Source organism: Rhodococcus sp. RDE2 (assembly GCF_020885655.1).
Classification (GTDB): domain Bacteria; phylum Actinomycetota; class Actinomycetes; order Mycobacteriales; family Mycobacteriaceae; genus Rhodococcus; species Rhodococcus pyridinivorans.
This window is the reverse complement of the sequence record NZ_AP025186.1, coordinates 2,076,205-2,088,464: the sequence shown is the minus strand read 5'-3', so window position 1 is coordinate 2,088,464 and position 12,260 is coordinate 2,076,205. Positions and strand designations below refer to the sequence as shown.

12 protein-coding genes and 1 pseudogene are annotated in these 12,260 nt (G+C 68.9%); all 13 read right to left on the bottom strand.

Translation table 11 applies throughout. The features are described 5' to 3' along the window. Positions 1 to 249 precede the first annotated feature (249 nt). The 13 genes and pseudogenes from LPH33_RS09695 to LPH33_RS09635 all read right to left on the bottom strand — a co-directional run bounded on the left by LPH33_RS09695 (position 250) and on the right by LPH33_RS09635 (position 12,234). Positions 250 to 732: a phage terminase small subunit P27 family gene (locus tag LPH33_RS09695; protein WP_229567928.1), complete on the bottom strand. Its 483-nt coding sequence runs from the start codon at positions 730 to 732 to the stop codon at positions 250 to 252. Further along, a complete protein-coding gene (locus tag LPH33_RS09690; RefSeq protein ID WP_229567926.1) occupies positions 725 to 1,042 on the bottom strand; it encodes a hypothetical protein in 318 nt (105 codons plus the stop codon). Before LPH33_RS09690 ends, LPH33_RS09695 begins: the two co-directional genes overlap by 8 nt. A gap of 818 nt (positions 1,043 to 1,860) precedes the next feature. Next, the gene (locus LPH33_RS09685; RefSeq protein WP_229567924.1) at positions 1,861 to 2,151 is read right to left on the bottom strand and encodes a hypothetical protein; all 291 of its coding nucleotides are present in this window, start codon (positions 2,149 to 2,151) and stop codon (positions 1,861 to 1,863) included. Between the two features lie 302 nt (positions 2,152 to 2,453). Further along, the gene (locus LPH33_RS09680) at positions 2,454 to 4,757 is read right to left on the bottom strand and encodes an AAA family ATPase (protein ID WP_229567923.1); all 2,304 of its coding nucleotides are present in this window, start codon (positions 4,755 to 4,757) and stop codon (positions 2,454 to 2,456) included. Between the two features lie 125 nt (positions 4,758 to 4,882). Continuing rightward, the gene (locus tag LPH33_RS09675; RefSeq protein WP_229567922.1) at positions 4,883 to 5,089 is read right to left on the bottom strand and encodes a hypothetical protein; all 207 of its coding nucleotides are present in this window, start codon (positions 5,087 to 5,089) and stop codon (positions 4,883 to 4,885) included. Positions 5,090 to 5,338: 249 nt separating this feature from the next. After that, positions 5,339 to 6,751 (bottom strand): recombinase family protein, encoded by a 1,413-nt coding sequence (locus LPH33_RS09670; RefSeq protein ID WP_229567921.1) that lies wholly within the window; start codon positions 6,749 to 6,751, stop codon positions 5,339 to 5,341. Between the two features lie 38 nt (positions 6,752 to 6,789). Further along, a pseudogene (locus LPH33_RS09665) lies at positions 6,790 to 8,214 on the bottom strand (YifB family Mg chelatase-like AAA ATPase); the annotation flags it as partial. Next, a complete protein-coding gene (locus LPH33_RS09660) occupies positions 8,214 to 8,588 on the bottom strand; it encodes a YraN family protein (RefSeq protein ID WP_016691241.1) in 375 nt (124 codons plus the stop codon). The pseudogene LPH33_RS09665 and the gene LPH33_RS09660, both read right to left, overlap by 1 nt. A gap of 176 nt (positions 8,589 to 8,764) precedes the next feature. Continuing rightward, a complete protein-coding gene (locus LPH33_RS09655; protein ID WP_006550963.1) occupies positions 8,765 to 9,079 on the bottom strand; it encodes a DUF2469 domain-containing protein in 315 nt (104 codons plus the stop codon). Positions 9,080 to 9,116: 37 nt separating this feature from the next. Continuing rightward, entirely contained in the window at positions 9,117 to 9,869 is a 753-nt protein-coding gene (locus LPH33_RS09650) for a ribonuclease HII (RefSeq protein WP_198430678.1), read from the bottom strand. After that, positions 9,866 to 10,675, bottom strand: a complete 810-nt coding sequence (lepB, locus tag LPH33_RS09645; RefSeq protein WP_088897323.1) for a signal peptidase I — start codon at positions 10,673 to 10,675, stop codon at positions 9,866 to 9,868. Before lepB ends, LPH33_RS09650 begins: the two co-directional genes overlap by 4 nt. 228 nt (positions 10,676 to 10,903) lie before the next feature. Beyond that, complete coding sequence (rplS, locus tag LPH33_RS09640; protein ID WP_006550960.1) at positions 10,904 to 11,245, bottom strand: 50S ribosomal protein L19; 342 nt, start codon at positions 11,243 to 11,245, stop codon at positions 10,904 to 10,906. A gap of 83 nt (positions 11,246 to 11,328) precedes the next feature. Then, positions 11,329 to 12,234, bottom strand: coding sequence for a hypothetical protein (locus LPH33_RS09635; RefSeq protein ID WP_160876510.1), 906 nt, complete (start codon positions 12,232 to 12,234; stop codon positions 11,329 to 11,331). Between the last annotated feature and the right edge of the window lie 26 nt (positions 12,235 to 12,260).

The following is a 12,260-nucleotide window of genomic DNA, read 5'->3' as shown; positions in this document are numbered from 1 at the left end:
CGGGATTGGTGAGTTTCCCGAGACGGACGGGTTGACTCCGGCGGGCATGGCTCCCGATGACGGGGACGGCTCCCTGGCCGGATTGACCGCTGGCCTCGTCGGTACAGTCCCCACCGCCGCGGTTGGCGTCGGCGTCCCGACACGGACCGCGTGGCGGCCGGACCGGTACCTCGTCGTCCACGTTACGTCACGTGACGCGAGAAGGGCGGCGGGACACGCTTTTTTCCGCCGCCCTCCTGCCCTCGTCCGCTACGACGTGGCCCCGCCCGCGAACGGGTTGTCCTCGTCGTCCGGGTTCACGGTCTGGGGTGACAGGCGGCCCTCCGCCGATGGCGTGAGCCCGAACTCTTGAGCCCAGCTCCGGACGGACCGCTCCGCCGCCTCGAGGATGGCCACCGCCGGATGCTTCACCAACGAGCCCGTGGACCCGGGGACCGTGAACCCGTCCCGGTCGATGGCCTCTTGGGCATCGTGGAGCCGCTGGACGGCCATGCAGTACGTCCGGAAGGCGGTCCGGTCGATGGCCTTGGAGAGCTCCAGGCGGTCCAGCTCCGGGGCCACCGCCGCCCATTCCGCCGCCGCCACGTCCGGCAGGTCCGGCGGTGGCGGTCCCAGAGGCTCCCGCTTGAATCCGGGGCCCGCGTTGACCTTCCGGCCTCCGGAGTCGTAGCCCTCCCGGCGTCCGTTGAGCAACTTCAACGCCGGCGGGCGTGGTGCGGGTCCCTTACCCATGATGTTCTCCCTTCTCGTCCTCGAGGACCGCGTGGGCCCCGGTCTCCGGAACCGCGTACGCCGCTTCCAGATACGCCGCTTCGGCGGAGTCCGCCAGGAGTGCGATGGTCGCGGAACGGGACCCCACCGCCGCCCGGACCGTGGCCGCGGTCCACGAGGCCAATATGGTGAACGCCTCCCGGATGACGTCGGGGTCGTCGTGGGCGGCCAGTTGTGCCACTCGTTCGTCATCTCCCACCGCCGCGGCGTAGAGGGCCATGGAGACCGTGAGCGTGGCCTCCGCCTTGGTGAGGTCGTCGTGGATGGTCATGATTCCTCCTGTTGGTACAAATGATGGTTCAAATAGGGGCCCAACCTGAGCCCGCGTCCGCGACACCTGGTGGCCGGGTGCCTGGGCCGTCCGCTCCATGGATCGACGGTCCCGTACCCCCTGGGGGTCACTCCTGGCCCCCAGTTCGACGCTGGCGGCCTCTGCCTGCCTTGGCCTGGGCCTTGGTGACCTCGTTGTGGTGGTCGTGGCAAAGGGACCGCAGCGGACCGAACATGTCGCCACCGCTGGCGATGTTCTCCACATGGTCGGCCACCTGGGCCACCTGGTGGCAGGAGGGCCACTCACAGAGGGGATGCTCCTGGAGGTGCCGGTCCCGATAGCGGCGGTACGCCCGGGTGGACTTCCCGGACCGCTGGGAGCCCTCCCAGGGCTTGCGACACGGGCAACGGGGCCCGGTGAACGAGTTCCGGCACTTGGCACACATACGAGGGGGACGAGTAGGCATCACGCCACCGCCTTCCGCTTGGATACCGGGAACCTGATGGACGATGGCGGCGTCCCGTCTGCAACTCGGGGGAATCCGTACATCCGCCCCGCGGCGACGCTCCGGAAGCCATCGGCCAGGACTTCACACGAGGCCAGGAGAGGGCACTGGAGGCAGAGGCGTTCGGCCTCGAGGAGACGAGGCATCTCGTCCACGAGGGCGGCCCCGGGCTCGTGATGGTCGAACAGGTGAGGACGAGAGACACACGGCGGTACGGGGTCGTCGCGGGTGGTTGCAGTTGTCCGAAGTAAGGACGCTGCCGCCCGGGCGTTGTCCGCGGCCTTCCCACCTTCACCGCCCCACAGTGTCGCGGTCACCGGACGGTCTCCCGGGTCGTAGCGGGAGCGAGACGGGCCGGGGCCGGAATGTCGTCTGCCGTGATGAGACAACGATCCGGACGGCCCACCTCGTCGGCCCGGACGATGCGGTAGCCCTTGACGACGAGGGGAACGACGCGGACCCCGCCGGCCTCCGGGATGGAGGCCATGGCCACGACGGAGTAACAGCGGTACTGGTCCCCAGCGTCGTTGTAGTGCAGGAGCGACATGTCCGCCGTCGTAGGGATGACGACGGAACCGGGAGGGAGAAGCGGGTATGTAGCCATGAGTTCATTCCTGTTCGTGAGGAGTGGTGTGGGGCGGTATCGGGTCCGCCGCTCTGGCCCGTCACGAGTCCTTATCCCCTCCCGGTCGTATCCGATATCCGATGGATGGGGCCCTATAGGGCCCCCCATCGGATAGGTCATCGGATATCCGACGAAAATTGCCATCGGATTCCATCGGATAGTTGCCCTTGACCTGCACGGATGGAGGGCGGCGGAGGGTCCGTCGGATTCCATCGGATAGCCCATCGGATAGGGGCCATCGGATTTCATCGGATAGGCCCATCGGATAGGGCGGCGGCGGGTCACGAGACCGCCTCCAGGCCAGCGGCGGGGCCGTCGTCCTCGTCGGTTTCCGGGGCCTCCACGAGGCCGAACTCCACCGCCGCCTCGTCGGAGAGATGGAAGCGGCTACCCGTGGCCTTGACCAGGGCTCCCCGCTTCTCCAGCACGGCCCAGGCGTTGTAGAACGCCTTGGACACCGATTGCCGGTCCTTCCCTTCCAGGCGGAGGTCCTCGTCTCCCTGGAGGACGGCCCGGACCTCTCCCTTGGTCCCGCCGGACGTCCCCGGCCCGAACGTCCGCCAGAGAACGGCGGCCACGCGGACATAGTGCGGGGAATGCTGTCCGACAGAGGGACCCTCCGCCGTGAACGGGTCCATCCCCTCCACCACGGGGTCGAGGACCACGGACGCGGCGGCGGGAATCTCCTTGGGAAGGAACTTGATCGGCTCCGCCTCCGGGGAGTCCTTCTGTTTCGTGGTGGACAACTCCGCCACGACCCGGCCCTGTTCGGTGCTGCGACGCATGAGGAACACCGATTGCATGGCCCCTTCCACGGCGGTGGAACCACGCCCGTGGGTCGTTCCCCGTGTCGTGTGGTGGACGACGAGGACACACGCCCCGGTCACCCGCCGGAGGACGTCCAGGTTCGTGATGAGGCGGCCCATGTCCTGGGCGGAGTTCTCGTCATGACCGGACGTGTACCGGGCCATCGTGTCGATGACGATGAGGGATGGCTTCCGTTCCCGGAGGGAGAGGAGGGCGGCCACGTAGACCCACTCCGCCTCCACCGTTGCCTCCGCCGCGAAGTCCACAATCTCCCGGAACACGTCCACCGGAGCCTCGTGGACCTCGTGCTCCATCTCCCAGGCGGAGAGGCGGTCATCGAACTTGGCCACGCCTTCGCCCGCGAAGTAGAGAACGTTCCCGTGGTGGACGCCGTGGCCGTTCCACGAGGTTCCCGTGGCCACGCTGCCGGCCCAGTCCAGGGCCAGGAACGTCTTGAACGTTCCACGCTCCCCGTTCAACTGGGCCAGCGTGTCCAGGTACAGGTACCCGTCCACGAGGGCGGTAAGAGGAGGCAGGGAGCGGAGGTCCGCCCGGGAGAGGAACGCCCCGTCCAGCCTGGCCCGCCGCTGTTCCCGTGTGCCGCCGCCGCTGCCGGTCATGGCCACGATGCGGGCCACGGCGGCGTCGATGGGGTCCACGGGGACCTCCAGGGCCATGGCGGCGGGGTCGGTCGTGTCCTCGTCGTCCACGAGGCCCTCCGCCACGAGGAACTCCTCCATCGTTTGGTGGCGCATGGCCGCGACGAACTGGGCCTTGGTCCACCGCTCCCGGTCCTCGAGTTCCACGGGCGGGTGGTCCGTCCAGATGTGGAGAGGTCCGGAGGCTCCCTCGAGGTCCACGCGGCGGTTGGTGCAACCGCCCTCGTGAGCCGTCGCGGACTTCGGGGAGGCGTGGTCCCCTGGGGCCGTCACGATGGGGCAACCGCAGTTGTCCGGCTTGCCCGTGGGCGTCCAGTCGTAGGCCGTGAGCAACTCCTCCCACGGGTGGGCGTCGTTCCACGCCTCCACGGACGAGGGCCCCTCCGTCTCCCGCCGCTGGGCCCGGTCCTGGGCGGCCTGGGCCCGGGCGGCGGTGTCGGCCTCGTCGGCGTCGGCCTGGGCCCGGATGAGGTCCACCAACCACGGAGCCGACGACAGAGGACGGACCGGACCCGTCACCGTGTACGGACCTTCGTTCCGAACAGAGGGAGGGATGAGGACGTAGCGGTCCTTGGTGGAGACCTCCGCTCCGCCGGGGAGCTTGAACGACTTCACCAACGGGAGGTCCTCCACGTCCACGTAGAAGTGGAAGTGCCCGCCGCCGGAGTGAACCCACTTCCCGGCGGCGTCCTGGGCTCCCGGCGTGGTGACCGTGGGCGCGTACGCCTCCAGGGGAACGTCGGCTCCCTCCAGGCCGCGGCGTTGCACGTCGGCGGTCTCGTCGGCCTGGTCCGCGTCGATGGTCACCAGGCCGGAGCGTTCGACGTTGACGGCCACGTTGGGCTCCACGCCGAACTTCTCCACCGCCCGGGCCCAGTACTTCTCGAGGCGATCCAGGTTGGTGGTGGCCGTGTGGAGACCGGAGCCGGAGCGTCCGGCCTTCTCGTCGTTGGCCTTCTCCCGGTCGGAGCGCACGTCCAGCGGGTCCTTGGTCCCCGGCTTCACGAGGAGGACGGAGAACCCGGCCTTGGCCATGACTTTCACGGCGTCCCAGCGGGTAGGGGCGGTGGGGACGCCACGGAGGGCGGCGTCCATGGCGTTGCTCGAGGTCTCCCTCATCGGACCCCACCTCCGACCACGAACGCGGTATCGTCGTTGGTGGCGGTCTCGTCAACCGTCAACGTCCAGAACGCGGGAGTGGCCTCATCGGAAACGGTGGGGCCACTTTCGTATGTGGGCATGGCCTACGCACCGCCCCGGAGGATGACGGTAAGACGGTCCACCTGGGCCGGGGTGAGCGGCGGGGCGGTGGCAAGGACCTGTTCGATGTGGTCCTGTATCCGTGACGCGGCCAGTTCACGACGGAGTTCCGTCAAGTCCGCGTTGGGGTCACGCTTGAGGGCGTTACCGATGTGTCCGGAGATGCTCCGGGACCGGGTGGAGATGGCCATTCTGGGCTCCTGGGTACGAAACGGGCACGTACCCAGGCGGCGGAGAGAACTACCGCCAGACCAGCGGCATTGTCTCTACGTCACCCCTGGCGTGGAGGCTGTCAACCTCACGAGGCGTCGTTTTCGATGGCGAACCATCGGCGGTACTAGGGTCTGGTAGCCCGCTGGGGACGACGGTACCCGGTGTCCGGGGACCATGCAACCGTAAACGTCGTCAAACCCATTGCCGCCCCGCATATTTGACGGCGTTTACTCCCCCGCCTTCCACGCGATATGGACCGTGGCCGGGTTGAACGTCCGCCTCCCCCGCCCCGGCGGGTACAGGGTTACGACGGCCAACGTGTCGATGACGGAACGCTTACGGGCCGTGGACAACTCGTTCCACGCCGCCTCCACGTCCCCGGAGGTGACCAACGGAGCGATGACGTCGGCGGCCCCGGCGGCGGTAATCTCCGTCTCCACTTCCGCCAGGCGGGCCTTGGCCGTCTCCGTGGCCGCCCGGAACTGTTGCCGGGTCATGATGCCGTCCGCGTAGTCCACCGCCATGTCCTCGAGGCGGCGGCGGAGTACGTCGGCCTCCTGGGAGAGGTCCCGGGTGTCGGTCTCCACTTTCGGCGCGAACACAGCCAAGGCGTCCGGCATCGACAGACGGGCCACCATGACGGCCTCCACGTACGCCTCCACCGGGTCCGCCATCCGGGCCAGGTGTCCGGGCGTGGCCTTGCACCGATAGGTCCGGTAGTGGCGGCGGGCCCCGCCGGAGTTGACCGTGGACCCGCACACTCCGCAGAGGCCCACGCCCGTGAGGAGGGCCACGGCGTTCCGTGAGGGCTTCCGGCGGGACGGGTCGGTGAGGAGGGCCACCGCCGCCCTCCAGGTCTCCTCCGGGACGATGGCAGGCCATTCCGCCTTACCCACGACGAACGCGGCGGGGTCCTGGCGATAGGTGGCATGGGAGCCTTCCGGACGATGCCGGCGGAGACCGGCATTCCGGGCGTTGATGAGAACGTCCTTCACCGCGGACCGCTCCCACTTCGCGCCGCCCTGGGTCGTACCGATACCGGAGGCGTCCCACATACGGCCCACCGCCGCCACGGACTCCCCCGCCAGGATGGCGTCGTAGCCCGCCTTGATGAGGGCCGCCTCCTCCTCCCGGACGGTCACGCCGTCCGCCTCGTATCCGAATGCCCGCCGCCCTCCGACATAGCGGCCCTGGGCGGCGGCCTGGGCCACGGCGGACCGTTGCCTGGCGGACTTGCGTTCCATCTCCCCCTGGGCCACGGAACCCAGGACGCGGACGACGAGGCGGCCTCCGTCCGTGGAGGTGTCCACGCCATCGGCGGCGGTGACGATGACGACTCCGTGGGTATCGCACCGCTCCAGGACGGTCTCGAGGTCCACGAGGCGGCGGACGAGGCGGTCCACGTGACGCGCCACGATGACGTCCACGTCTCCCGCGTCCACCGCCGCCATCATCGCCTCGAACCCGGGCCGCGGCTTCCGCTTGGTGGCGGAGGTGTCGTTGTCCACGTACTCCGCGACCACGGTCCAGCCACGGGCCTGGACGAGTCGTTGGACGTCCTCCCGCTGGCGTTGGATGCCGTATTCGTTGCCGTCCCGGTCCTGGGACTGGCGGAGATACGCCGCTACCCGCTTGGTCATGCGGCATAGACTACGGACTCCCAGATCCGCTATGGTGTCGTCCACGCGACCCGCAGTGCGCGATCCGCTCCTCGCGCGGTGATCGCGCCCTTGCGCAGCGCCCATTCGACGGGTTCGAGCGCAGCACGCGGAAGGCGGAACTTCTGCCGGAGGGCCGGTCCGGGCACCTCGGCGTTGGTGGCCCAGCCGTGGTCGGCCCACCGTTCGCGTGCCGCGGCTCTCGCCCGGGCGACGCGCGCCCGCACCTCGTCGGTGCTCTCGCCCGTCTCCCCCATCAAGGCGCTCGTCGCGACGGCCTGCATCCGGACCCGCAGGTCGACGCGGTCGAGGAGCGGACCCGACAGGCGTCCCAGATAGCGGCGACGTGCGGTCGGCGCACACACGCAGTCGGCGTCGCGTGGAGGTGCGCACGGGCACGGGTTGGCGGCGAGGATCAGCTGGAAACGGGCCGGATATCGCGCGACACCGTCCCGTCTGGCGATGCGCACTTCCCCGTCCTCGAGCGGTGTCCGCAGCGCTTCGAGTGTCTTCGTCCCCATCTCGGCGACCTCGTCGAGGAACAGCACGCCGCGGTGCGCCCGGCTCACCGCACCGGGTTTCGCCATGCCGGTGCCGCCTCCGATCAGCGAACTCACCGACGCGGTGTGGTGGGGCGCGATGAAGGGTGGTTCCGTCACGAGCGGCCGGTCGCTGGTGAGGGTGCCCGCCACCGAATGGATGGCCGTCACCTCGAGGGCATGATTTTCGCTCAGGTCCGGCAGGATCCCCGGAAGTCGCTGCGCAAGCATCGTTTTCCCGATTCCCGGCGGACCGGTCAACATCAGGTGGTGTGCACCGGCCGCAGCGACCTCGATCGCGCGTCGCGCTTCGTGCTGACCGACCACTTCGCTGAGATCGCCGCGCACCGCCCGCGGTGGCAGCGCACGCGGATCGGGCCGTTCGAGCGGACCGTCGCCCTGGAGCCAGAGCACCAACTCCCGCAGCGTCTCGGCGCCGTAGACGTCGATGCCGTCGACGAGCGCCGCTTCGGTCATCGTCGCGGTCGGCACCACCACGCGCGACCAGCCGTGTTTCTTCGCCGTGAGCACGGCGGGCAGCACCCCGCGCACCGGGCGGACGCGCCCGTCGAGCGCAAGTTCGCCGAGCAGCACCGTCCGGGAGACGGCTTCGGTCGGCACGACATCCGCCGCGTCGAGCACCGCGCACGCCAGTCCGAGATCGTAGACGCTGCCGACCTTCGGCAGCGTGGCCGGCGACAGTGCGAGCACGACCTTCGAATCCGGCCACTTGGCACCGGAATTCGACACGGCGGCGCGCACCCGGTCGCGCGACTCCTGAAGCGCGGTGTCGGGCAGCCCGACCATCGTCACACCCGGCAGACCTCGCCCGATGTCGGCTTCGATCTCGACGACCTGCCCGTCGATTCCGGAGACCGCGACCGACCAGGCGCGTCCGAGCGCCATCAGAGGACCTGCTTGCGGTGGGTGATCTCCGGAGCGTGCCCCCGTGCGAGCAGGACGGTGACCACATCGACGCGGATGTGCGACCAGCGGCGCGTCTGCTCGGACAACCACTGTCCGGCGAGGCGACGGATGCGTTCGGCCTTCGCGTGCGTCACCGCTTCGGCGGGGGTGCCGTAGCCGGTGCCGGTGCGGGTCTTGACCTCGACGAAGACGACGGCCGCGCCGTCCTGTGCGATGAGATCGAGTTCGCCGTATCGGCTGCGCCAGTTGCGTTCGAGCACGACCATGCCGGTCGATTCGAGGTATTCGGCGGCGAGGTCCTCGCCTCGCGCGCCCAGATCCCGATTGTGTGATGTCCGATTCGTCCCCTGCATGCCCCCACTGTGGAGGACCGAGGCACGCGGAATCGGGGTCCGAGCACGGAGATCGGGGATCTGTGGATGAGTGCGGTGCCTGTGCACAACCGCGGACGACGAGCCGCGGCGAACGGCTCGGTGTCGGCGCCCCGGTTAGGATGCGGCCGCTGCGCGCAGGATCGTCCCCGAGGGCGTCAGCCCAGCTTGTCGGGCAGTCTCAGTTCGGGCTTGTCGAGCTCTTCGATGTTCACGTCCTTGAACGTGATGACACGGACGTGCTTGACGAAGCGTGCGGGACGGTACATGTCCCACACCCAGGCGTCGGACATGCGTACCTCGAAGTACACCTCGCCGTTGGCGTTGTGCGGCAGCAATTCGACCGCGTTCGCCAGGTAGAACCGGCGCTCGGTCTCCACGACGTACGCGAACTGACCGACGATGTCCCGGTACTCCCTGTACAGCGAGAGTTCCATCTCGGTTTCGTACTTCTCGAGATCCTCGGCACTCATCGGTCTCGGTGTCCTCCCAGTCTGGTGTGTCCTGCAATCATCCCGCATCCGCCTCGTCGGTGAACAATCGACGCTCCAGGTCGTCTGCATACGAGCGACGAACCAGGTCGTCGGCGAACAGTCGACGTCGCACCGCGGGCACTCCGCACACGGAGCGCACATTGGCCCACGACCGCCGGTGCTGCGGCGACGGGCCGTGCTCGGCCAACGCCGCCATGTGCGTCGGAGTGCTGTAGCCCTTGTGTACTGCGAAACCGTACTCCGGTAGCTCGCCGTCGAGGTCGACCATCATGCGATCGCGTGTGACCTTCGCGAGCACGCTGGCCGCCGCGATGCACGCGGCCGCCGCGTCGCCGCCGATCACGGGCAGGGACGGTGCGGGTAGTCCGGGCACCCGGAAGCCGTCGGTGAGCACGTAGCCGGGCGGTGTCGACAGCCCTGCCACCGCGCGTCGCATGCCTTCGATGTTGGCGACGTGGATGCCGATCGCGTCGACCTCCTCCGCGGGGATCACCACCACGCTCCACGCCCGGGCGCGTTTCACGATCACCGAGTACAGCTCCTCGCGGGTGCGTTCGGTGAGTTTCTTCGAATCGTCGAGCCGGTCGAGCGACGCGTGCGGCCGGTCGCCGAGCACGCAGGCGGCGACGACCAGCGGCCCGGCGCAGGCACCGCGGCCGGCTTCGTCGACCCCCGCGACCGGACCGAGACCGCACCGCGCGAGCGCGGACTCCATGGTGCGCAGTCCCGAGGAGCGACGGATCACGGGTCGAGGTGGCCAAGCAGTCACGAGGGAAGGATCTCCGGTGAGTCGATCAGGCCCCATCGGCCGGGAGGCAGCACGATGAAGCGGGCTTTTCCGATGACATTGTCCAGCGGGATCGAGCCCTGATGCTCGTCCCCGACGTGGTAGCGCGAGTCGGCCGAGTTGCTGCGGTTGTCGCCCATCACCCAGACGTGGCCCTCGGGCACGGTGACGGGCCCGAAGCAACGCCCGGAGGGCACCTCGGTCTCGCACGTGACGACACCCGGGGTGAACGGGAAGTCCATGGTCACGTACGGCTCGTCGAGCGGGACACCGTCGACGAGGACACGGCCCTCGTCGTCGCAGCATTCCACCGTCTGCCCGCCGGTCGCGATCACGCGCTTGACGAGGTCGTTCTCATCCGGCGGCACGACGCCGACGAGCGAACCGATCTCCTGCAGTCCCCGCACGACGACGTTGTCGGAACGGGTCGAGGTGTAGCCGGCCGACCACGATTCGGGGCCTTCGAAGACGATGACGTCGCCGGGGCGCGGGTCGGTGAAGCGGTATCCCACCTTCTCGACGACGATGCGGTCGCCGGTGCAGCCCGGGCAGCCGTGCAGTGTCGGCTCCATCGATTCCGAGGGGATGAGGTAGACCCGCGCCACGAAGGTCTGCAGCAGGAAGCTCAGGGCCAGTGCGACGACGACCAGGATCGGCAGTTCACGCCAGAACGACTTCTGCTTCTTCGCCTTGGGGGCGGTGTCGTTCGCTGCGGGGTCCTCGCGCCGGTGGTGTGCACCGTCGGCTCGATCGCTCCGAGCCGAACCTCGAACATCGTTGCGGTTCACATCCGGTCGAGCCGGATCGTGCGGGGAATCTGCCACCTCGACAGACTAGCGTCTGCGGCACGGCGGCCCGCCGAGGACGACCGTCGACCGGACGGGTGGGCGACGGACCGCTGCCCACAACGACGACGACCCGGCCGGGACGGAAGTCCGGGCCGGGTCGTCGGATGCTGTATCGGGTGGCTCGAGAGCCGTGCCGAGCAGCCCAGGGGGCTGGTCAGCGGCCGAAGATCAGCGCTTCTCCTTGATCTTGGCAGCCTTGCCGCGCAGCTCACGCAGGTAGTAGAGCTTCGCGCGACGGACGTCGCCACGGGTCAGCACGTCGATCTTGGCGAGGTTGGGGCTGTGCACCGGGAAGGTGCGCTCCACGCCGACGCCGAAGGAAACCTTGCGGACGGTGAAGGTCTCGCGGATGCCGCCGCCCTGACGCCGGATCACGACGCCCTTGAAGACCTGCACACGCTCCTTGCTGCCCTCGATGACCTTGACGTGCACATCGAGAGTGTCGCCGGGACGGAAGTCCGGGATGTCGTCGCGCAGCGACTTGGCGTCCAGAAAGTCCAGGGTGTTCATCGGTTTTTCATCCTCTTGTTCGCTCGAGCAGAGGAACCTGGCGGCGACCGCCGTGTGGCGGGCTCGACCGGTTCGTGCCCAGGTCAGGTAGGCGTGCCCGAACGGGGCAACCCGTCCATTGTGCCAGACGGAATATCGATCGAGGAAATCGGCGGTGGCGCCGGTTTGACGCGGCGGTCCAGTTCCGCCTCGGTCGCGGTGCGCGAGTGCGCGACACTGCCCCGCACGGTCTCGAGCGTCGGTGCGCCCGCGACGAGATCCTGCACGAAGATCTTGGCGCGGATCACCGGGCGCCGCAGTCGACGTTCGCGTTCGAGCGCGCGCGCCATGCGGCGGGGCCGCTTGCCGTACCGCCAGCGAGCCCAGGGCGCCCCGGGCCGGGAGAGCCGGATCGCGCCGACCCACAGCAGCGGAACGACGAACAGCCCCACCAGGCCGGTCCAGATCTTGCCCTTCGCCAGGACGATCGCGGCGAGCAGGAGGTTCACGAGCACGGCCACCACCAGCGCGGCCCGTCCGGCCCAGTCACCGCTGTCCTCGAAATTCGCGGTGTCCCCGAGTTCGAACGGTCGCAGGCCGAGCAACCACATCCCGGTCACGGCGATCGCCACGAATACGGCGTCGACGGAGACCCGTCCCTGTTCTTCCCAGTACACGTCGTTCAGGTAGAAGATCAGGGCGAATTCGTCGAGGGTCAGGGCGGCGCCGATCCCGAAGAGCGCCGCGAGGACGCAGGCGGCGATGCGGTTGGCGTCCTCGGAGATCGCGATCAGTCCCCCACCGGCGATCACCATCGTCACGACACCGAACACCACGTGGTGCACGTGCTGACCGCCCGGGGTGATGTTGCCGGGCCACCAGCGCACCTGCGCGCGGATCAACCGCACGCTGATCCGGATGAAGACGAACGCGGCCACGAAACCGAGCAGGAAGAACAACAGCGGCAGGCGCCCCTGATCGACGATCTCGCGCTGCACCCAGTCGAGCATCACCGGATCACCCCGGCCACCGTGGA

Coding starts and splice junctions, on each gene's coding strand:
- rplS (WP_006550960.1), bottom strand. CDS start 11,245: ATGAACACCCTGGACTTTCTGGACGCCAAGTCGCTGCGCGACGACATC.
- LPH33_RS09660 (WP_016691241.1), bottom strand. CDS start 8,588: ATGCAGGGGACGAATCGGACATCACACAATCGGGATCTGGGCGCGCGA.
- LPH33_RS09675 (WP_229567922.1), bottom strand. CDS start 5,089: ATGGCCATCTCCACCCGGTCCCGGAGCATCTCCGGACACATCGGTAAC.
- LPH33_RS09690 (WP_229567926.1), bottom strand. CDS start 1,042: ATGACCATCCACGACGACCTCACCAAGGCGGAGGCCACGCTCACGGTC.
- LPH33_RS09670 (WP_229567921.1), bottom strand. CDS start 6,751: ATGACCAAGCGGGTAGCGGCGTATCTCCGCCAGTCCCAGGACCGGGAC.
- LPH33_RS09655 (WP_006550963.1), bottom strand. CDS start 9,079: ATGAGTGCCGAGGATCTCGAGAAGTACGAAACCGAGATGGAACTCTCG.
- LPH33_RS09680 (WP_229567923.1), bottom strand. CDS start 4,757: ATGAGGGAGACCTCGAGCAACGCCATGGACGCCGCCCTCCGTGGCGTC.
- LPH33_RS09695 (WP_229567928.1), bottom strand. CDS start 732: ATGGGTAAGGGACCCGCACCACGCCCGCCGGCGTTGAAGTTGCTCAAC.
- LPH33_RS09685 (WP_229567924.1), bottom strand. CDS start 2,151: ATGGCTACATACCCGCTTCTCCCTCCCGGTTCCGTCGTCATCCCTACG.
- LPH33_RS09635 (WP_160876510.1), bottom strand. CDS start 12,234: ATGCTCGACTGGGTGCAGCGCGAGATCGTCGATCAGGGGCGCCTGCCG.